Origin of the sequence: Serinicoccus sp. CNJ-927, from assembly GCF_001942435.1 — a bacterium.
Taxonomy (GTDB): domain Bacteria; phylum Actinomycetota; class Actinomycetes; order Actinomycetales; family Dermatophilaceae; genus Ornithinicoccus; species Ornithinicoccus marinus.
On record NZ_MKKF01000033.1, the window covers coordinates 165,433 to 185,735 of the forward strand.

Here is a 20,303-nt window from a genome sequence, read left to right on the forward strand (position 1 = left end):
GCCGGTCGGACCCGCTCAGAGCAGGACGGTGGCGAAGGTGCCGGTCTGGACGAAGCCGACCCTGCGGTAGGTCGCGACCGCCGGGACGTTGAAGTCGTTGACGTAGAGCGTCACCGTCGGCACGACCTGGGAGATCGTGTGCTCGACCACGGCGGCCATCGCGGGCGCGGCCATCCCGCGGCCGCGCCAGTCGGGGTGGACCCAGACACCCTGGACCTGCGCGGCCCCGAGGGCCACCGATCCCAGGTCGGCCTTGAAGACGACCTCTCCGTCCTCGACCCGGACCAGGGTGTGCCCCTGCTCGATCAGTCCGGCCACCGCGCGTCGGTATGCCCCGCTGCTGCCGCGGTAGGGCGGGTAGCCGATCTCCTCGGTGAACATGGCGGCCGCCGCCGGCACCACGAGATCCAGCTCGTCGATCCGGGCGGGGCGCACCCGTGGATCGACCGGCACGCCCAGGACGGAGGGACGCTCCTGCATCGTCAGGACCAGCTGGTTCTCCCGCACCTCGCGGGCCGCTCCCCAGTGCGGCTCCAGGCGGGACCACAGGTCGAGCACCTGGTCGACGGGGCCGAAGATCGAGCTGGCGGTGGAGCGGCGCTTGACGACCTTGCCGGCCAGCGCACCGATCGCCCGCGGGCTGGCCGCCACCGGCACGACGTTGGCGGCGCACCAGCACAGGGCGTGCTCCCCCCCCGACTCGTAGCCGAAGAGCGGTCCGCGCGTGCCCACCAGGCCGCTCTCCTGGATCCGGGCAGCCACGAAGACGTTCGTCACCGGGTCCTGCGCGCACACGTCCAGGGCACGACGCACGTCCTGGAGCCCGTAGGCCCGCACGCCCCCCGCCCCGGAGCCCAGTGTGCGCAGCATGCCCCCAGCCTGCCGCACGGACGCCGACGTGGCGACACCGGTCCACGACCTGCCCGTTCACCCGCACCCCGCTGTTGCGTCCGGCATCACCGCAAGGCAAGATCTGGACGGCGCAGCACCACCACGGACCACGGGAGACGACACATGCAGCCACGAGCACTCAGCCCGGACAGCCGCACGGAGGCCCTGCAGGCCCTGCGCGACTCCGCCGAGGGTGGTGAACCGCTCGACGTGCTGGTGATCGGGGGCGGGGTGACGGGGTCCGGGGTGGCGCTGGACGCCGCCACGCGGGGCCTGACGACGGCGGTGGTCGAGGCCCAGGACTGGGCCTCCGGCACCTCACAGTGGTCCACCAAGCTGGTCCACGGCGGGCTGCGCTACCTGCAGATGCTCGACTTCAAGCTCGTCCACGAGGCGCTCACCGAGCGTGGGCTGCTGCTCAAGACCCTGGCACCGCACCTGGTCAAGCCGATGCCCTTCCTCATCCCGCTCGAGCACCGGGTGTGGCAGCGGGCCTACTACGGCGCCGGCGTCACGCTCTACGACGTGCTCGCCAACATCATGCCCGGGCGCCGCGCCCTGCCGATCCACCAGCACACGACCCGCGGCGGCCTGAGCAAGCAGTTCCCGGACCTGCGGCACGACACCGCGATCGGGGCGGTGAAGTACTACGACGCGACGGTGGACGACGCACGGCTCGTGTCCACGCTGGTCCGCACGGCCTACACCTACGGCGCCCACGCGGCCAGCCGCACCGAGGTGGTCCGCATCGTCAAGGACGAGCACGGCACCGCGATCGGCGCCGAGCTGGCCGACCTGGAGTCCGGCGAGCGCTTCGAGGTGCGAGCCCGGCACATCATCAACTGCACCGGGGTGTGGACCGACGACGTCTCCGACCTGGCCGACACCGACGGCGGGCTCAACGTCCTGGCGTCCAAGGGCATACACCTGGTCATCCCGCGCGAGCGGATCCAGGGCACCTCGGGCCTGTTCCTGCAGACCGAGAAGTCGGTGCTGTTCTTCATCCCCTGGTCCCGCTACTGGATCCTCGGCACCACGGACACCCCCTGGGAGCTGGACCGGCAGAACCCGGTCGCCACCGCGGCCGACATCGACTACGTCCTCGAGCACGCCAACGCGGTCCTCAAGACCACCCTCACCCGGGACGACGTCGTCGGCTGGTATGCCGGTCTGCGCCCGCTGCTGCAGCCCGGCACCAAGGAGGGCACGGACTCGGCGAAGGTCAGCCGGGAGCACACCGTCGCCAGCCCGGTGCCCGGCCTCACCGTCATCGGTGGCGGCAAGCTCACGACCTACCGGGTCATGGCGAAGGACGCCGTCGACTTCGCCCTCGGCGGTCGCGCCGCGGAGCTGCCCTGCATCACCGACGAGATCCCGCTGCTCGGCGCTGTGGGCGAGGCCGCGATGCGCCGGCGGATGCCCGCGCTGCGCGAGCAGTTCGGTTGGTCGGAGCAGATGACCGACCACCTGCTGCACCGCTACGGATCGCTCGTGGAGGAGCTGCTGGCCCTCATCGCCGAGGACCCCTCGATGGCGCAGACGCTGGAGGAGTCGACCGCTTACCTGCGGGCCGAGATCGCCTACGCCTGCCGCACCGAGGGGGTGCTGCACCTCGAGGACCTCATGATGCGCCGGACCCGGCTCATCTACGAGGCGCCGGACAAGGGCCTGCACACGGTGCCGGAGATCGCCGCCATCGCCGCCGCCGAGCTCGGCTGGGACGAGACCACGACGCAGGCCGAGATCGAGGCATACACCGCCCGGGCCGAGGCGGAGATCGCGGCGGCGGCCGAGCCGGACGACCAGAGCGCCGCCCGCGTGCGAGCGGACCTCGGTGAGGTCGCCCCGTTGCAGGCGATGGGCTCGGGCGCCGAGGCGTCCGACTGACGGGACCGAGCGCCCGCCCGGACCCGTAGGTGACACGAAAGGAAACATCCCGTGGGAGAGATCTTCGTCTCCGAGGTGCTCGGCACCATGATGCTGCTGCTCTTGGGCTGCGGCGTGGTCGCCAACGCGATCCTGCCCAAGACCAAGGGCACCGGCGGTGGTGCCAGCGCCGCCTGGCTGCTCATCAACTTCGGCTGGGGCCTCGGCGTCTTCGCCGGCGTGTTCACCGCCTACAAGTCCGGGGCGCACATCAACCCGGCGGTCACCGTGGGTCTGCTGGCCAACGGGGCCGAGGAGTTCGCGCCCGGTGTCGCCGTCAACGTCGGCAACATGGTCGTCTACCTCGCCGCCCAGATGCTCGGCGCCTTCCTCGGCGCGGTGCTGTGCTGGGTCGCCTACAAGCAGCACTTCGACGCCGACGGCGACCCCGCGGCGAAGCTGGGCGTCTTCTCCACCGGGCCGGAGATCCGGAACTACGGGTGGAACCTCGCGACCGAGATCATCGGCACCTTCGTGCTGGTCTTCGTCGTCATCATGTTCGGCAACACGCCGAACGAGCTCGGCCCGCTCGCGGTGGCGCTGCTCGTCGTCGGCATCGGCGCCAGCCTCGGTGGCCCCACCGGGTATGCCATCAACCCCGCACGAGACCTCGGCCCCCGCATCGCGCACGCGGTCCTGCCCATCCCCGGCAAGGGCAGCAGCGACTGGAGCTACTCCTGGGTGCCGGTCGTCGGGCCGCTCATCGGCGGTGTCATCGCCGGTCTCGTGGCTGCCCTCTACGGCTGACCGCACTCCCCCATCGACCATGCACAACGACGTGAAGGAGCAAGTCCATGGCTGACTACGTCCTGGCCATCGACCAGGGAACGACCAGCACCCGAGCCATCGTGTTCACCAAGAGCGGCGAGATCCACTCGGTCGGCCAGAAGGAGCACGAGCAGATCTTCCCCAAGGCCGGCTGGGTCGAGCACGACCCCGCCGAGATCTGGGAGAACACCAAGGAGGTCATCGGCATCGCCCTGGGCAAGGGTGGTGTCGGCAACGACGAGCTCGCGGCCATCGGCATCACCAACCAGCGCGAGACCGCGGTGGTGTGGGACAAGAACACCGGTGAGGCGGTCTACAACGCCATCGTCTGGCAGGACACCCGGACCGACAAGATCGTCGCCGAGCTGGGTGGTGACGACGGCGCGGACAAGTACAAGGACATCTGCGGGCTGCCGCTCGCGACCTACTTCTCCGGCCCGAAGGTCAAGTGGATCCTCGACAACGTCGAGGGGGCCAAGGACCGCGCCGAGGCCGGAGACCTGCTCTTCGGCAACACCGACAGCTGGGTGCTGTGGAACCTCACCGGCGGCACGGAGGGCGGCGTGCACGTCACCGACGTCACCAACGCCTCGCGCACCATGCTCATGGACCTGAAGTCGCTGTCCTGGTCCGAGACGGTCGCCGGCGACATGGGCATCCCCCTGTCGATGCTCCCGGAGATCAAGTCCTCGGCCGAGGTCTACGGCGAGAGCACCAAGCTCAAGGTGCCGATCGCCGGGATCCTCGGTGACCAGCAGGCCGCCACCTTCGGGCAGGCCTGCTTCGAGAAGGGGATGAGCAAGAACACCTACGGCACCGGCAACTTCATGCTGCTCAACACCGGCACCGAGATCGTCCCGAGCGAGAACGGCCTGCTCACCACCGTCTGCTACAAGATCGGGGATCAGGACGCGGTGTATGCCCTCGAGGGCTCGATCGCGGTGACCGGCTCGCTGGTGCAGTGGCTGCGGGACAATATCGGCCTCATCTCGGACGCGCCGGAGATCGAGAAGCTCGCGACCCAGGTCGACGACAACGGCGGGTGCTACATCGTCCCGGCCTTCTCCGGGCTCTTCGCGCCCTACTGGAAGGACGACGCCCGCGGCGCGATCGTCGGGCTGACGCGCTACGTCAACAAGAATCACATCGCCCGGGCGGCGCTGGAGTCCACCGCCTTCCAGACGCGGGAGGTGTCCGACGCGATGAACGCCGACTCCGGTGTCGAGCTCACCGAGCTGCGCGTCGACGGCGGCATGGTCGCCAACGAGACGCTCATGCAGTTCCAGGCCGACATCCTCGGCGTGGACGTGGTCCGCCCGAAGGTGGCGGAGACGACGGCGCTGGGCGCGGCGTATGCCGCGGGCATCGCCGTCGGCTTCTTCTCGGGTGAGCAGGACGTCGTGGACAACTGGGAGGAGGGCCAGCGCTGGAGCCCGCAGATGAAGGAGGCCGAGCGCGAGCGGCTCCTGCGCCAGTGGAAGAAGGCGGTCACCAAGACCTTCGACTGGATGGACGAGGACGCCGAGGCCGCCGAGGAGGCGGTCGAGGAGGCCACGGACGCCTGACAGGCATCGATTCGGTCACGATCCGGCCCGGGTGAGCATGTCTCGCCCGGGCCGGACGTATGGTGCGCCCATGACGAAGAACTCGCTCTTTCCCGTGATCGCGGCCAGCGCCCTGGCCTTCTCCCTGGCCGCGTGCGGCTCCGACGACGGTGGCTCCGACGACTCCGGCTCCGGCGGTGAGGCCGGCGCCGCCGAGATGGAGCTCATCACCGAGGGCACGCTGACGGTGTGTTCGGAGGTCCCCTACGAGCCGTTCGAGATGGAGGACTCCTCCACCGAGTCCGGCTACAGCGGCTTCGACATCGACCTGATGCAGGCCATCGCCGACGGGCTCGAGCTGGAGCTCGAGGTCAAGGACTCCTCCTTCGACGCCCTCGAGTCGGGCCTGGCCCTCAACTCCGGTGACTGCGACGTCGCGGCCTCGGCCATGACGATCACCGAGGACCGGCAGGAGAACCTCGCCTTCTCCGAGGGCTACTACGACTCCCAGCAGTCGCTGCTCGTCCCCGAGGACTCCGACATCGCCAGCATCGAGGACCTCGCCGGGGCCAGGGTCGCCGTGCAGCAGTCGACCACCGGCGAGGCCTACGCGCAGGAGAACGCCGCGGACGCCACCATCACCGCCTTCCCGGGCAACCCCGAGATGTTCCAGGCGATCCAGGCGGGCCAGGTGGACGCCATCCTGCAGGACCTGCCGGTCAACGTGGAGAACGCCCGCCAGGGCGGCTTCATGATCGTCGAGGAGTACTCCACCGACGAGCAGTACGGCTTCGCCATGCAGCAGGACAACACCGGCCTGGTGGAGGCGGTCAACGAGCAGCTGAGCGCGCTGCGTGACAGCGGCGACTACGACACCATCTACGACACCTACTTCAGCGCCGAGGGCTGAGTCGACGACGCAGATGCCTTCCTTGACCCGCACCCAGCGGCAGCGGGGTGTCCGGCTCTCGCTGTACGCCCTCTTCGTCCTCCTGGTCGGTGGCCTCGTCCTGGTCGCCGACCGAGAGGCGATCCGCGAGAACTTCTTCATGCGCGAGGCTTCACCGAGAACTGGCAGGACTTCGTCACCGTCGGTGCGCGCAACACCGTCCTCTACACGCTGATCTCCTTCGTCGGCGGCTTCATGCTGGCGCTGGTCCTCGTGCTGATGAAGCTGGCCCCGATCGCCCCGTTCCGCTGGGTGGCCACCGCCTACATCGAGCTCTTCCGCGGGCTGCCTGCCCTGGTCGTCATCCTCTTCATGGCCTTCGGAGTGCCCATCGCCTTCGGATGGCGCCCGCCTGGGGGCACTATAGGCGCCGGGCTGGTCGCCCTGATGCTCGTGGCCGGTGCCTACATGGCCGAGACGCTGCGCGCCGGCATCGAGGCGGTGCCCAAGGGGCAGACCGAGGCGGCCCGGTCGCTGGGCATGAACGGTCCCTGGACCATGGCCACCGTCGTCATGCCGCAGGCGTTGCGCATCGTGGTCCCGCCGCTGACCAACGAGCTCGTCATCCTCATCAAGGACACCTCGCTGCTCTTCGTCGTCGGGATGGCCGTCAACGAGAAGGAGCTCACGACGATGGCTCGGGACTTCATGACCAGCGGCCCCTCCGCCGGGACGGCGACGTCGCTGGTCTTCGCCTGCCTGCTCTACCTCGCAATCACGCTGCCGCTCACCCAGCTGGTCGCCTGGCTGGAGCGCCGACAGAAGAGGTCCCGCTGACATGACGGCACTCCACCCCACCCAGCAGGTCGACCCGGTCGCCCCCGCGATCGAGGTCCGCGACCTGCACAAGTCCTTCGGCGACAACGAGGTGCTCACCGGCATCGACTTCCACGTGGACTCCGGCCAGGTGGTCTGCGTCATCGGCCCGTCCGGCTCGGGCAAGTCCACGCTGCTGCGGTGCGTCAACCGGCTGGAGGAGCCCACCGCCGGACAGGTGCTCATCGAGGGCATCGACATCACCGACCCGGAGACCGAGCTGGACGCCGTCCGCTCCCGGATCGGCATGGTCTTCCAGCAGTTCAACCTCTTCAGCCACATGACCGTCCTGCGCAACCTCACCATCGCCCAGCAGCGGGTGAAGAAGCGCGGGCGCAAGGAGGCCGAGCAGGTCGCGCGGGCCAACCTGGAGCGGGTCGGGCTCACCGAGAAGGTCGACGCCTACCCGGCGCACCTGTCCGGTGGCCAGCAGCAGCGGGTCGCCATCGCGCGGGCGCTGTCGATGGACCCGGACATGATGCTCTTCGACGAGCCGACCTCGGCCCTGGACCCCGAGCTCGTCGGCGACGTGCTCGACGTCATGAAGACGCTGGCCGCCGAGGGCATGACGATGATGGTCGTCACGCACGAGATGGGCTTCGCCCGCGAGGTCGGCGACAAGCTGGTCTTCATGGCCGACGGCGTCATCGTCGAAGAGGGCGACCCGCGCGAGGTGCTCGGCAACCCGCAGCAAGCCCGCACCCAGGACTTCCTCGCCAAGGTCCTCTGACCCACCGAGCGTCGCGAATGATTGCCCTCCGGCAACCACGAGCGACGCTCGGTGGGGCGCAGAGCAACCACGAGCGGCGCTCGGTGGGTCAGGGCTCGATGAGGTCCTTGAGCTGGGCCAGTCCCTTCTCTAAGTCCTTGCCGACCAGCCTGTCCATCGACAGCACCCGGCCCAGGACGCGCATGAGGCCGGTGTGCTCCCCCGACATGCTCCAGGTCACCATCGTCGCCGCACCCCCGTCCTCCGGGTCCAGGTCGAAGCGGATGACGTTGTCGGAGGGGAACGGCTTCTCGAAGTGGAGGTCCAGGTCCACCCGCGAGGGGCGCTGCGCACTCGTGATGGTCATCGACCCCGACCCCGCCTGCTTGTCGCCGTCCCAGGCATACCCCGAGCCCACGCCCGACTTCGGACCCGAGTAGGAGCGCTCCATGTCGGGGTCCACACCCTCCCACGGCGACCAGTCCCGCCAGCGGCGGAAGTCGACGAGCTCGGTGAAGACCCGCTCAGGTGCTGCCTCGATGCGGGTCGTCCGGGACACGCGGTAGGGCACGGGCGCCAGGGGCATGCGGTCAGCTCCTCGTCACTGCTCGAACCACTGCGGTTCGTCGGGATCCGGCCAGACCAGCTCGGGGCGCTGGAGGTCGGTGTTGTCCAGGATCCAGTCGGGGGCCCAGGTGCGGGACTGCAGCCGGTAGATCTCCTGGGCCTCAACATAGCGCGCGTTGGACTCGTGGGCGGGATCGTCCGCCCCGGCGAGGCGGGGGAAGCGGGCGTTGCCGCGCGGCACGGTCACGGAGGGCGGGGCAGTGACCAGACCGGTGGCGTCCCACTCGCCGCGCAGCTCGGGGCGGCGCAGGAAGACGCCCTCGACGAGGAGCAGCGCATCGACGGCCAGCGGCACCGGCTCGGGGAAGACCGGGACGTCGCGGGCGACGTCGAAGACGGCCGGCACGACGTCCTGTCCGGCGCGGAACGGCCACAGGACGGCCCGGCGCAGGGCGTCGTAGTCGTAGGAGTCCTCGTAGCAGGTCGTCCCCGTGCTGCCGCGGGCGTGCCGGTGCGCAGCGGGGTGGTGGAAGCCGTCGACCGAGATCGCGTGCAGCTCCCGGCCGGCCACGTGCGGTGCCAGCGCCGCGAGCTCGCGCGCCAGATGGCTCTTGCCCACCCCGTCCGGCCCGTCCAGGGCCACGACGGCACGCTCCCCCGGCCGCACCGCGAGCAGCAGCCCCAGCAGGTCGACCAGCACGAGCTGTCGCAGGGGCAGGAATCCGGGCGCACTCACCGCCTCAGGATAGGCGGGTGTCCCCCCACTCCATGTAGACGCCGTTCTCGAGCAGCGTGGCCCAGTCCGGTGGCTGCTTCTCCACGAATCCGACCGTGCGGTAGAGCGACCGCGCGCGGGTGTTGTCAGCGCTGACGTCGAGCCACACGCGGTGCACCCCGGGGTTGGCCAGGGCGTGCTCGAGCAGCTGCCGCAGCAGCAACCGGCCCAGGCCCTGCCCCCGGCCCTCGGGCGCGACCACCATGCGCCGGATCTCGACGACGTCGCCCTCGCTCACGCCGACGAGGACGCCGAAGGCGATGACCCGGTCGAGCCGGTCCACCAGCACCCAGTGCTCCAGGTCCGGGTCGTCCAGCGCCGCGCTGTGCCAGTCGAGGCCGCCCTGCCCGAGGAAGGGGCTGGTGTCCATGGCCTCCTCGAAGCGCACCACCGTCGAGAGGTCGCCGGAGCGCGTGTGGCGCAGGTGGGAGCCCACGACGAGCCCGCCACGGTCCCGGCCCAGCGGACGCTCCCTGACGTGCGGCGTGCCGCTCGCCCGGGGTGCCGTGACGACGATCATCTCCAGGTCGTCCTCGGCGTCGTTGCGCATGTAGTGGTGCGTGCGCGGTGGCACCTCGATGCCCGACTCCGCCGGCACCCGCACCTCGCGCTGGCCGAGCGTCATCGTGCCCGTCCCGGCCAGGACGTAGAAGAACTGGCGCGAGCCCTGGTGGCTGTGCGGATTGCCCGCCGTGCCCGGCGGCATGTGCTCGTGCACCACCGTGAGGTCGGCCCGCTCCACGAAGTGGTAGGCCTGGCACACCTCGTGCCACGTCGACTGGCGGGCGGTCTGCCGGCTGATGGGGTCGGGCACCATGACCAGACGTTACCGGTCCCGTGTGTCGAGCGGGTTACCCGACGGTGACGGTCGGCGAGCCGGCGACCTCGTCCCCGGCCTCACCCTCGCCCATCTCCTCGGCGATCCGGGAGGCCTCCTCGATGAGGGTCTCGACGATCTGGCTCTCGGGCACCGTCTTGATGACCTCGCCCTTGACGAAGATCTGGCCCTTGCCGTTGCCGGAGGCCACACCGAGGTCGGCCTCCCGGGCCTCGCCGGGGCCGTTGACGACGCACCCCATGACCGCGACGCGCAGCGGGACCTCCATGCCCTCCAGACCGGCGGTCACCTCGTCGGCCAGGGTGTAGACGTCGACCTGCGCGCGACCGCAGGACGGGCAGGACACGATCTCCAGCTTGCGGGGCTTGAGGTTGAGGCTCTGCAGGATCTGGTTGCCCACCTTGACCTCCTCGACCGGCGGGGCCGACAGCGAGACCCGGATCGTGTCGCCGATGCCCCGCGAGAGCAGGGAGCCGAAGGCGACCGAGGACTTGATCGTGCCCTGGAAGGCCGGGCCGGCCTCGGTGACGCCGAGGTGCAGCGGCCAGTCCCCCCGCTCGGAGAGCATCTCGTAGGCCCGGACCATGACGACCGGGTCGTTGTGCTTCACCGAGATCTTGAAGTCGTGGAAGTCGTGCTCCTCGAAGAGGCTGGCCTCCCACACCGCGGACTCGACGAGCGCCTCGGCCGTGGGCTTGCCGTACTTCTCCAGCAGCCGCTTGTCCAGCGACCCGGCGTTGACACCGATGCGCAGCGAGACCCCCGCGTCCTTGGCGGCCTGCGAGATCTGCTTGACCTGGTCGTCGAACCTGCGGATGTTGCCGGGGTTGACCCGCACGGCCGCGCAGCCCGCGTCGATCGCGGCGTAGACGTATTTCGGCTGGAAGTGGATGTCGGCGATGACCGGGATCTGGGACTTCTGCGCGATGGCGGGCAGGGCGTCGGCGTCGTCCTGGGTGGGGCAGGCCACCCGGACGATGTCGCAGCCGGTGGCCGTCAGCTCGGCGATCTGCTGCAGCGTGGCGTTGATGTCGGTCGTCGGGGTCGTGGTCATCGACTGCACCGACACCGGTGCGTCGCCCCCGACCTCGACCTTGCCGACCTTGATCTTGCGGGTCGGACGGCGGGGCGCGAGCACGGGCGGCGGGGCCGAGGGCATACCGAGGGAGATGGGGACACCAGCAGTCATGCGGTCATTGTCGCACCCATCGCTGACGGATCCCTGGGTGGTCGCTGGACACCTCAGCCGAGCTGGATCGGCCGCACGATGTCGGCGTAGATGAGCAGGACGGTCATGCCGAGCAGACCGATGGCGACGGCGTAGGCGATGGGGAGCGCGGCCGCGGTGTCGACCGGACCCGGGTCCGGACGCCGGAAGATCCGCGCCCAGGTCTTCTTCGCCCCCTCCCAGAGGGCCCCCGCGACGTGGCCGCCGTCCAGCGGCAGCAGCGGGATGAGGTTGAACACGAACAGCGCCATGTTGAGCGAGGCGAGGACCGAGACCAGCAGCCAGAAGCGTTCCCCGGCGCTCTCCACGAAGCCCTCGATGCCGTTCTGCGTGACGTCGCCGGCGACCCGGCCGACACCCACCACCGACATCGGGCCGTTCGGGTCGCGCTCCTCGGTGCCGAAGGCCGCCTGGGAGACGTCCACGAGACGTTGCGGCAGCGTGAGCACGATGCGCGCCGTGCCGGTGAACATCTCCCCGACCATGCCGGGGACCGCGGTGATCGGCTGCGGCTCGTGCACGATCGTGGGCGAGGCGCCGAGGAAGCCGACCTCCCCGTAGACGTTCTCGCCCTGCTCGTCGAGCACGGGCAGCCCGTCCGCGCCGACCAGCGGGCGCTCCCGCAGCACCAGGTCCGCCGTCAGCTCCCGCCGGGCACCGTCCCGCTCCACCACGAAGGTGGCCTGCTCGCCGGCGTTCTGGATGGCATACGTGGTGTCGGCCCAGTCGTCCACGGGCGTGCCGTCGACCGAGACGATGGTGTCCCCGACCTCGAAACCGGCCGCGGCCGCGGGCGAGGGCTCCTGCCCGGTGCAGTCCTCGTCGGTGACGACGGTGTTGGCGCAGGGAGCGACCTCGCTGACGACCGGTCGGACGAAGGCGGGGCCCTGCATCGTCATCAGCAGCGTGATGAGCACGGCGCTGATCGCGAGGTTCATCAGCGGACCGCCCGCCATGACGACCACCCGCTTCCACACCGGCAGCTTGTAGAAGACGCGGTCGGTGTCCTCGGGCCGGACCTCCTCCAGCGAGTCCTGGCGGGCCTGCTCGATCATGAGGTGCAGCGGGTTGGAGCTGCTCGCGCGCACCCGTCCGTCGTCACCGGGGCGGGGCGGGAACATCCCGATCATCCGGACGTAGCCACCGAGCGGGATCGCCTTGAGGCCGTACTCCGTCTCCCCGCGCCGGGTCGACCACAGTGTCGGGCCGAAGCCGACCATGTACTGCGTGCACCGCACGCGGAAGAGCTTGGCCGGGACGAGGTGCCCGATCTCGTGCAGCGCGATCGACGCGGCGATGCCGACGAAGACCACGACCACACCGAGCAGGTACAGCATGCGGCGAACTCCTCGTCAGTCCCGGGGACGTCGGTCGATGCTACGCGCGGCGGCCTCGCGCGCCCAGCCGTCGGCGGCGAGCACCTCCTCCACCGTCAGGTCAACCCCTGACGGCGACGCGGAGTTCCCGCCGACGTGCTCGTCGACGACCTCGGCGACCACGTCGACGATGCCGAGGAAAGGCAGGCGGTGCTCGTGGAAGGCGGCGACGCAGACCTCGTTGGCGGCGTTGTAGACCGCGGGAGCGGTGCCCCCTGCCCGTCCCACCTGCTCGGCCAGCCGCACCGCGGGGAAGGCCTCGTCGTCCAGCGGCAGGAAGTCCCACGTGGAGGCCCGGGTCCAGTCGCACGCCGGAGCGACGTCGGCCAACCGCTCCGGCCAGGACAGACCGAGGGCGATGGGGATGTGCATCGTCGGCGGCGAGGCCTGCGCGAGGGTCGAGCCGTCCACGAACTCGACCATGGAGTGCACGATCGACTGGGGATGCACCACCACCTCGATCGCGTCGAAGGGCACGTCGAAGAGCAGGTGCGCCTCGATCACCTCCAGGCCTTTGTTGACCAGGGTCGCGGAGTTGGTGGTGACCACCTGCCCCATGTCCCAGGTGGGGTGGGCCAGCGCCTCCTGCGGCGTGACGTCGGCCAGCTCGGCGCGGGACCGACCACGGAAGGGACCCCCGCTGGCGGTGAGCACGAGTCTGCGGACCTCGCCGCGCGCCCCGGCGCGCAGCGCCTGGGCGATGGCGCTGTGCTCGGAGTCGACCGGCACGATCTGGCCGGGTCGGGCCGCCCGCGTCACCAGGGTGCCCCCGACGATCAGGGACTCCTTGTTGGCGAGGGCCAGCGTGCTCCCGGCGGCGAGCGCGGCGAGGGTGGGACGCAGCCCGATGCTCCCGGTGATGCCGTTGAGCACGACGTCCGCGCCCTGGCCCGCCACCCGCTCGGCGGCGTCCGGCCCGGTGTGGATCTCGGGACGGTATGCCCGGAGCCCGGCGGCCCGGGCCGCCTCGTCCAGGGCGTCGGCCAGCTCGGAACGCGCGCCGGTGTCGTCCCTGGCGATCGCCACCTGGTCGACCCGCAGCTCGGCCGCCTGCCGGGCGAGCGATCTCAGGTCTCCCCCGCCCGCGGCGAGCGCCTGCATCCGGAACCGGTCCGGGTGGGCGCGGACGACGTCGATCGCCTGGGTGCCGATCGATCCGGTCGACCCGAGCAGGGTCAGGCTCCGTGGACTCACCGGTTCATTGTGCCGTGCGGCGCCGCCAGGTGGCGGCCGGCCGGGACACCGGGAGCGCCAGCGCGGAGCCGATGAGCAGGCCGAGCGCGATCGAGGCCACGATCCTGACGGTCCCCAGCTGCGTCGCGCCGTCCCCGGTGCCGACCCCGATCTGGCTGACCCCCCTGAGACCCACGGTCCCGGGGACGAGCAGCCAGAAGGAGGGCAGGAAGGCCACGAGCCGCGGCACGTCCTCCCGGAAGCGTCCCAGCAGCGCCACGGCGAAGGCGGCCAGCGAGGGCAGCAGCGAGCCGAGCAGCGTGTGCCGCCCGGACTGCGTGGGGAGCAGGCTCACCACGGGGGACGCGAGCGCGGCGACGGCGACCTCGGGCAGGCCGGGCTGCAGGATGAGCAAGATCCCGACCGACACCCCCATGAGGCCGAGGTGACGCACCCAGGCGGGGGTAGGGGTGCGGGAGGGCCCGGATGGCGTCGAGCTCGGTCTCGGCCTGCGCCATCGTCAGCCGTCCCGTGTCCAGGAAGTGGCGCACCGGGTGCACCGCGGCGCACTGGTCAAGCCGGAGCGGGCCGCGCACCGGGGCGATCGAGGCGGGTGCCCCGGCGCTGAGGCTGAGGAAGACCGCGGTCGGGCTGGCGGCGACCTGAACCCCCGGGTAGCCGGCCCGCGCACCCAGCGAGCGCACCGCCCGCTCGACGTCGACCACCGGCTCGCCGGAGGCGGCCAGCTCCCCGGCCATCCGCAGCAGCACGGTGCGGGTCAGCAGCGCCTGCTGCGGCTCGGGGGCGTGGTCGCTCACCGGCCTACGGTATGCCGTCCGGCGCGACCGGCTCCACGACGCGCTCCACCCACCCCCGCACGAGGTCACGCACGTCGCCGGGCGTGACGGGCTCGAAGACCGGCCCGCCGACCTCCCCGTCGGTGCCGGTCCCGGGCCGGGCCAGGTGGCAACCGTGCTCGCCGACCGCCAGCAGGACCGACTCCTCCGGGCCGACCTCGGGGGTGGACCCTGGACCGGGCTCCGCGCCCGCGACGGGCTCGGGCCGCACCAGGGTGAGCTCCGCGAGCACCGATGCCCGCAGCCGCGCCGCCGCGGCGTCGGGATCGCCGAGGTCGAGGACCATCGCCTCGCCCTGCCCGGCCACCGCGTCCGGTGGCAGCACCGGCGCGAGGGCCCGGTCGGCCAGCTCGGACGGCTCGAGGCACAGGTCCAGACCGTGCCAGCCGGTGTGGTGCTGGTCCTCGACCACTCCCCCGGCCTCGATCAGGTGCAGCAGCCGCAGGTCGGGACGGTCCTCCGCGCCTGCCAGGCGCCGCTCGACGACCAGGAGCGCGCGGGCGGCGAGCCGCACGTCGAGCAGCAGGAGCACCAGCTCGGCCAGCGGCTGGTCCTCGACGAGCCGACCGTGGGCGTCGAGCAGGCCACGCCCCTGGAGCGAGCGCAGCGCCTCGTCCCGGGCACCCTCGCGCCGCTGGAGGTCTGCGCCTTCCGTCAGCGGCTCAGGTTGCGGGTCGAGCCCGAGGTGGGCCGCGTGCGCCCGTTCGAGCAGGTCGAGCTCCTCGGGCGTGACCACGAGCAGCGGGCCGGTGCCCACGCCCGGCACCTCGGCCGCGGAGGGATCGACGCCGGTCACGGTCCCCACCGGCCCAGGTCCACCGGCACCGGGAGTTTCGGTGGGAGGGGGACGACCGGCATGAGGATCGGGTCCCCCAGCTGACGCCACCAGTCCCGGACCGGCTCGATGTCGGGCAGCCGCCCGACGACCTGGTCGACCAGCTCCCGGGCGGGGAGGCGCAGCGGTGCCCCGGGCGGCAGCCCCACGACCCGGTGGCGCGGGTCGCGCAACGGCTCCAGCACCGGCGCCACCGTCTCGCGGACGTCGGAGACCCGGCGCCCGACCTCGTGGGTCAGGGCGCTCCTGGCGCGGCCGAGCGCCACCCGCGCCGACCGCAGCCGGGTGAGCGCCCGGCCGTGCGCCCGCACCGTCGCCTCCCCCACCCGCCGCGCCAGCCGCGGGGCCTCCCGGCGCAGGTAGCGAGCGGCGATGACGGCACCGTCGACCGCGGCGTTGCCGGCCGACCACGCCTGGTAGGCGGCCAGCAGCCCCACTCCGATCGGGCCGGCCACGGGCACGACCGGGGTGGCCACGACGAGCACACCCCCGATCAACCCACCACCGGCCAGCACCCGCGTGACGTCGCCCCGCCACCCGGAGTAGCCGCCGCCGTCCTTCACGTCCGACCAGGCCGTGAACCACGCCGCGACCATCCCGACCGGACCGGGGACCAGACGGACCCGCGACAGCAGCTTCGGCGCGTCCCGCAGCCGGCCCAGCGCGCGCAGCCGGGCCAGCGCCCGCTGGGCGCGTCGCATGGCCACCTGACGCACCTGCAGGGCCCGGGCCCACCGGGCCCGGGCCCGGTGGATCACCACCTGCGTGGTCCGCACCACCCGCTCGACGGTGCCCCAGGCATACCCCACGGCGTCGAGTGCCTTCTTCGGGACCTCGGCGACCCGGCGCACGTCGTCGAAGAGGTCCACGGCCTCCCGGACCTGCTGCGCGCTGCGCTCCTGCGTGGTGCGGAAGTCCTCCTCGACCTCCTGGACCCGCCGGCGCGCGGTCTGCACCTCCTGCTCCAGCTGCTCGAGCCGTCGCCGCCACAGGGCCTCGAGCGCAGGCTCCGGCGGCGGCCCGGGCGCACGCAGGGCCGCGGACTCCCCCGCCGCGCGCTCCCCGGCCCGCTGCCACCGGAGCACCTCCTCGGTGGCGCCACGTGCCGCCGAGGCGCACTCGGCCACGGCGCGCGCAGCGTGCTGCGAGGGCCGTGCCGCGGAGCGCGTCACCCGGTGCACGGTCTGCACGCGGGCGCGGGCCTGCCACGCGGCCAGGCCCGACCATCCGCCCTCCGTGGGGCTGCTGCCCAGCACCTCCTCGGCCACGGACTCGATCTGGGCTCCTGCCTCGCGCAGCAACCGTGCTGCCCGCTCCAGCTCCTCCGGCGAGACGGTCAGCACCGAGCCGGTCACGGCGTCCACCCCGCCGGTCCGTGCGCACGCCACCCGCCGCTAAGGAGCCGCTCGACGAGCAGGTAGTCCTCCCGCGCCTGCCGGGTGGCCCGCGCGAGCGACCTGCCCTGCTGCCCCAGCTCGTGCAGCCCGCCGCGCCAGCGCCCGGTCACGGCCTGGGCAGCCTGCGCCAGCGCACCCTCGCCCGCCCCGTGGGCGACCATCGTCAGCACCCGCGCCACCCCGTCGGCGAGGTCCTCCAGCGCGGCCCCTGCCCCGTCCTGCTGCTGCGCCGCGGCGGCCAGCTGGTCGCCGTCCACGCGCACGACCTCTGCCATCTGCGCCCCTCCCTGTCGGTCCGGACCTGGAGCGTCCGGCTCGGTGTCGAGGCTAGGCAGGTCGGCGGCTCCGCCGCAGAAGTTGTCCACAGGCCCGGGACGTCGTCGTCACGGACCGGTACGCCGACGCCTACTCGCGGAAGACCGTCCGCAGGGTGTCGAGGACGCCCTGGCCCTCGATGGTGGACGGCACCATCGGCGTCTCCCCGTCGGCGATCTGCCGCATCGTGCGCCGCAGGATCTTGCCCGACCGGGTCTTGGGCAGCGCGTCCACGACGTCGACCCGCCGCAGCGCGGCGACCGCCCCCACCTCGGAGCGCACCCGCGCGACGAGCTCCTCCCGCAGCCGGGCCACCCCGGCCTCACCGGTGTCGGTCCCCGACTTGAGCACCACCAGGGCCCGGGGGACCTGGCCCTTGAGGTCGTCGGCGACGCCGATGACCGCGCACTCGGCCACCGCCGGGTGCCCCGCCAGCGCCTCCTCCAGCGAGCCGGTCGAGAGCCGGTGACCGGCGACGTTGAGCACGTCGTCGGTGCGCCCCATGACGAAGACGTAGCCGTCGTCGTCGACATACCCTCCGTCGCCGGACAGGTAGTAGCCCTCGTGGGCGGACAGGTAGGAGTCGACAAAGCGCTGGTCGTCCTGCCACAGCGTGGGCAAGGTCCCGGGCGGCAGCGGCAGCCGCAGGCAGATGGCGCCCTCCGTGCCGGCCGGTACCTCCACCCCCTGCGGGTCGAGCACGCGGACGTCGTAGCCCACGGTCGGCGGTCCGGGGCTGCCCGGACGGATCTCGAAGAGCGCGCCGTCGGGCCCGACCGGGTTGATCGCGATCGGCCAGCCGGTCTCGGTCTGCCACCAGTTGTCGACGACGGGCACCCCGAGGTGCTCGGTCGCCCACGACCAGGTGTCCGGGTCGAGCCGCTCCCCCGCGAGGAAGAGCGCGCGGAAGCCGGACAGGTCGTGGCCGCCGATCAGCTCCCCGGCCGGGTCCTGCTTGGTGACCGCCCGGATCGCCGTCGGGGCGGTGAAGGCCGCGACGGCGCCGTGCTCGGCCACCACCCGCCAGAGGGCTCCCGCGTCCGGGGTGCCGACCGGCTTGCCCTCGTAGAGGACCGTGGTCGCCCCGGTGAGCAGCGGGGCGTAGACGATGTAGGAGTGGCCGACGACCCACCCGACGTCGGAGGCGCAGAACCACGTCTCGCCCGGCTGCACGCCGTAGAGGTGCGTCATCGACCAGCGCAGCGCGACGGCATACCCGCCGCTGTCGCGCACGATGCCCTTGGGCCGGCCCGTGGTCCCCGAGGTGTAGAGGACGTAGAGCGGGTCGGTCGCGCGCACCGGCACGCACGCCGCGGGCGCGACGGCGTCCGGGTGCATCAGCGTGGCCCAGTCGAGGTCGCGCTTGCCCAGCTCGCACGGCTGCTGCTCGCGCTGCACGACGACGCAGTGGTCGGGGGTATGCCCGGAGCGCTCGATGGCGGCGTCCAGCATGGGCTTGTAGGGCACCACGCCGGAGGGCTCGATGCCGCACGAGGCGGACACCACGACGGTGGGCCGGGCGTCCTCGATCCGGGCGGCGAGCTCGGCCGGGGCGAAGCCACCGAAGACCACGGAGTGGACGGCACCGATCCGGGCGCAGGCCAGCATCGTGATCACCGCCTCCGGCACCATCGGCAGGTAGACCACGACGCGGTCCCCCTGCCCCACGCCGAGGTCGCGCAGCACGCCGGCGCACCGGGCCACGAGGTCGAGCAGCTCGGCATACGTGTAGCGCCGGGTGGTGCCGGTGACCGGGCTGTCGTAGATCAGCGCGGTCTGGTCGGCGCGCCCGTGGACGACGTGGCGGTCGAGGGCGTTGTAGCAGACGTTCAGCGTCCCGTCGGGGAACCAGCGGGGGAAGTGCGGGTCCCTGTCGTCGAGGACCTGGGCGGGTCGGTGGATCCAGTCGACGAGCCCGGCGGCCCCGCCCCAGAAGTCGACCGGGTCGGTCAGGCTCCCGGCGACGAGGTCTCGGTAGGACTGCGGGGACGCCGGGTCGCTGATCGCGCTCATGGGTCCATCACACACCCGCGCCGGACGGCGCGCCACACGTCGCCGTCCGGCGGTCCCGATCCTGCGACGGGCGGCGGATAGGGTCGCGAGGTATGCAGCGCCGCCAGCCCGTCAGCGAGGACGTCTCCGACCTGCGGGTCGGTGCCGGGCCCACGGCGGAGGTGCGCTACCGCAGGGTGGAGCCGCGGGCCGGGGAGGGCCCGCGCGAGGTGGAGGACCGGGCGACCTGGCGGCGATGGCTGGAGTCTGACGGGCCGATCCCCCCGCTGCGGGTGCAGGGCCTGGACCTCACCGCCGACCGGGAGCTGCTCCTCGGGCGCGCGGACCTGCATGGCCTGGTGGTCCTGGGCGGCCAGCTCGACGACGAGGTGGAGGCCCACCTGCGGGCCGGCGGGGCCCTGGTCTTCCCCGCGGCACCGCAGGCGCCGATCGACCCCTACCGCGGGCACCTCTACACCGCCGAGGAGCTGTATGCCGGCCTCGAGCAGGACGGGTACGCCCAGACGCCCGACGCCCGGGCCTACCGCTGGTTCGAGGACGCCGCCCTGCGGCACGACGCCTACGTCACCGCGCTGCGCGCCATCCACGACGACGCGATGTCCGACGCCCTGGCCGGGGTGCTGACCGACCGGCGGGCGGTCGGGGTCATGGGTGGGCACGCGCTGCAGCGCGGCACCCCGGAGTTCGCCGCCGCCGCACTGCTGGGGCACCGCCTCGCCCAGGACGGCGCGGTGGTGCTCACCGGTGGCGGGCCAGGGGCGATGGAGGCCGCCAACCTCGGCGCCTGGGCCGCGGACGAGGAGCTGCTGCAGACCGCGCTCGACTCCCTCGGCCGGGTGCCCGGCTTCGCGCCGGACGTCCGGGCGTGGGTCGAGCCCGCGCTGAGGCTGCGGGCGAGATCGGGCGAGGCGGTCGTGCCGCGTCGGCTGCGCAGCGTGGGCATCCCGACCTGGTACTACGGCCACGAGCCGCCGAACGCCTTCGGCCAGCTCATCGCGAAGTTCTTCAGCAACGCGCTGCGTGAGGACCTGCTGCTGGCGCACTCGCGGGGCGGCCTCGTCGTCCTGCCCGGCGCGGCCGGCACGGTGCAGGAGATCTTCCAGATGGCGACCCGGCTCTACTACGAGGTGGACGCACCGGAGCAGGGCTCTGCGCCGGTGGTGCTGGTGGGCCGCGAGCACTGGACCGAGCGGCTGCCGGTCTGGCCGCTGCTCCAGGCACTCGGTCAGGGCCGGTCCATGGGCGCCGCGCTGCACCTCGTCGACACCGTCGAGGAGGCTGCCGACCTGGTGACCGGGCGCGGCTGAGCACCGGGGTGCCCCGGGG

Annotated in this window: 20 protein-coding genes and 1 pseudogene; 8 read left to right on the top strand and 13 right to left on the bottom strand. The window is 72.2% G+C overall.

From position 1 onward, the window contains the following. Positions 1 to 15: 15 nt before the first annotated feature. Positions 16 to 870, bottom strand: coding sequence for a DUF4081 domain-containing GNAT family N-acetyltransferase (locus BJF86_RS10390; protein ID WP_075818754.1), 855 nt, complete (start codon positions 868 to 870; stop codon positions 16 to 18). A gap of 144 nt (positions 871 to 1,014) precedes the next feature. On the opposite strand from BJF86_RS10390, the gene BJF86_RS10395 reads away from it, so the two are divergent. The 7 genes from BJF86_RS10395 to BJF86_RS10420 all read left to right on the top strand — a co-directional run bounded on the left by BJF86_RS10395 (position 1,015) and on the right by BJF86_RS10420 (position 7,624). Beyond that, positions 1,015 to 2,778: a glycerol-3-phosphate dehydrogenase/oxidase gene (locus tag BJF86_RS10395; protein WP_075818756.1), complete on the top strand. Its 1,764-nt coding sequence runs from the start codon at positions 1,015 to 1,017 to the stop codon at positions 2,776 to 2,778. Positions 2,779 to 2,829: 51 nt separating this feature from the next. Further along, on the top strand, positions 2,830 to 3,564 hold the full coding sequence (locus BJF86_RS10400; protein ID WP_075818758.1) for an MIP/aquaporin family protein: 735 nt from the start codon (positions 2,830 to 2,832) through the stop codon (positions 3,562 to 3,564). Between the two features lie 47 nt (positions 3,565 to 3,611). Continuing rightward, a complete protein-coding gene (gene glpK, locus BJF86_RS10405) occupies positions 3,612 to 5,150 on the top strand; it encodes a glycerol kinase GlpK (RefSeq protein ID WP_075818760.1) in 1,539 nt (512 codons plus the stop codon). 70 nt (positions 5,151 to 5,220) lie between these two features. Next, positions 5,221 to 6,039, top strand: a complete 819-nt coding sequence (locus tag BJF86_RS10410) for a transporter substrate-binding domain-containing protein (RefSeq protein WP_075818762.1) — start codon at positions 5,221 to 5,223, stop codon at positions 6,037 to 6,039. A gap of 13 nt (positions 6,040 to 6,052) precedes the next feature. Continuing rightward, positions 6,053 to 6,253, top strand: a complete 201-nt coding sequence (locus BJF86_RS18940; RefSeq protein WP_237768173.1) for a hypothetical protein — start codon at positions 6,053 to 6,055, stop codon at positions 6,251 to 6,253. Then, positions 6,253 to 6,855 carry an amino acid ABC transporter permease gene (locus tag BJF86_RS10415; protein WP_237768181.1) on the top strand — a complete coding sequence of 201 codons (603 nt, stop codon included), beginning with the start codon at positions 6,253 to 6,255 and terminating at the stop codon, positions 6,853 to 6,855. Before BJF86_RS18940 ends, BJF86_RS10415 begins: the two co-directional genes overlap by 1 nt. 1 nt (position 6,856) lies before the next feature. Then, positions 6,857 to 7,624 (top strand): amino acid ABC transporter ATP-binding protein, encoded by a 768-nt coding sequence (locus BJF86_RS10420; protein ID WP_075818764.1) that lies wholly within the window; start codon positions 6,857 to 6,859, stop codon positions 7,622 to 7,624. 88 nt (positions 7,625 to 7,712) lie between these two features. Here the strand turns inward: BJF86_RS10420 and BJF86_RS10425 are convergent, their stop codons facing one another. The 12 genes and pseudogenes from BJF86_RS10425 to BJF86_RS10475 all read right to left on the bottom strand — a co-directional run bounded on the left by BJF86_RS10425 (position 7,713) and on the right by BJF86_RS10475 (position 18,977). Beyond that, complete coding sequence (locus BJF86_RS10425) at positions 7,713 to 8,189, bottom strand: SRPBCC family protein (protein WP_083652937.1); 477 nt, start codon at positions 8,187 to 8,189, stop codon at positions 7,713 to 7,715. A gap of 15 nt (positions 8,190 to 8,204) precedes the next feature. After that, entirely contained in the window at positions 8,205 to 8,906 is a 702-nt protein-coding gene (locus BJF86_RS10430; RefSeq protein ID WP_083652938.1) for a hypothetical protein, read from the bottom strand. 4 nt (positions 8,907 to 8,910) lie between these two features. Further along, on the bottom strand, positions 8,911 to 9,762 hold the full coding sequence (locus tag BJF86_RS10435; protein WP_075818766.1) for a GNAT family N-acetyltransferase: 852 nt from the start codon (positions 9,760 to 9,762) through the stop codon (positions 8,911 to 8,913). 34 nt (positions 9,763 to 9,796) lie between these two features. Further along, entirely contained in the window at positions 9,797 to 10,972 is a 1,176-nt protein-coding gene (gene ispG, locus BJF86_RS10440; protein ID WP_075815087.1) for a flavodoxin-dependent (E)-4-hydroxy-3-methylbut-2-enyl-diphosphate synthase, read from the bottom strand. A gap of 53 nt (positions 10,973 to 11,025) precedes the next feature. Next, on the bottom strand, positions 11,026 to 12,348 hold the full coding sequence (locus tag BJF86_RS10445; RefSeq protein WP_075818768.1) for a M50 family metallopeptidase: 1,323 nt from the start codon (positions 12,346 to 12,348) through the stop codon (positions 11,026 to 11,028). Positions 12,349 to 12,363: 15 nt separating this feature from the next. Continuing rightward, complete coding sequence (gene dxr / locus BJF86_RS10450) at positions 12,364 to 13,581, bottom strand: 1-deoxy-D-xylulose-5-phosphate reductoisomerase (RefSeq protein WP_075818770.1); 1,218 nt, start codon at positions 13,579 to 13,581, stop codon at positions 12,364 to 12,366. Between the two features lie 4 nt (positions 13,582 to 13,585). Continuing rightward, positions 13,586 to 14,014: a hypothetical protein gene (locus tag BJF86_RS18945; protein ID WP_237768174.1), complete on the bottom strand. Its 429-nt coding sequence runs from the start codon at positions 14,012 to 14,014 to the stop codon at positions 13,586 to 13,588. Between the two features lie 13 nt (positions 14,015 to 14,027). Beyond that, positions 14,028 to 14,318, bottom strand: a pseudogene (locus BJF86_RS19835) (threonine/serine exporter family protein); the annotation flags it as partial. Between the two features lie 64 nt (positions 14,319 to 14,382). Beyond that, on the bottom strand, positions 14,383 to 15,222 hold the full coding sequence (locus tag BJF86_RS10460) for a hypothetical protein (RefSeq protein WP_075818774.1): 840 nt from the start codon (positions 15,220 to 15,222) through the stop codon (positions 14,383 to 14,385). Then, the gene (locus BJF86_RS10465) at positions 15,210 to 16,616 is read right to left on the bottom strand and encodes a hypothetical protein (RefSeq protein WP_143553798.1); all 1,407 of its coding nucleotides are present in this window, start codon (positions 16,614 to 16,616) and stop codon (positions 15,210 to 15,212) included. Before BJF86_RS10465 ends, BJF86_RS10460 begins: the two co-directional genes overlap by 13 nt. Beyond that, on the bottom strand, positions 16,604 to 16,924 hold the full coding sequence (locus tag BJF86_RS10470) for a hypothetical protein (protein ID WP_143553799.1): 321 nt from the start codon (positions 16,922 to 16,924) through the stop codon (positions 16,604 to 16,606). Before BJF86_RS10470 ends, BJF86_RS10465 begins: the two co-directional genes overlap by 13 nt. Positions 16,925 to 17,054: 130 nt before the next feature. After that, positions 17,055 to 18,977: an AMP-binding protein gene (locus tag BJF86_RS10475; RefSeq protein ID WP_075818780.1), complete on the bottom strand. Its 1,923-nt coding sequence runs from the start codon at positions 18,975 to 18,977 to the stop codon at positions 17,055 to 17,057. Between the two features lie 92 nt (positions 18,978 to 19,069). On the opposite strand from BJF86_RS10475, the gene BJF86_RS10480 reads away from it, so the two are divergent. Further along, complete coding sequence (locus BJF86_RS10480; protein ID WP_143553800.1) at positions 19,070 to 20,284, top strand: LOG family protein; 1,215 nt, start codon at positions 19,070 to 19,072, stop codon at positions 20,282 to 20,284. Positions 20,285 to 20,303: the final 19 nt, after the last annotated feature.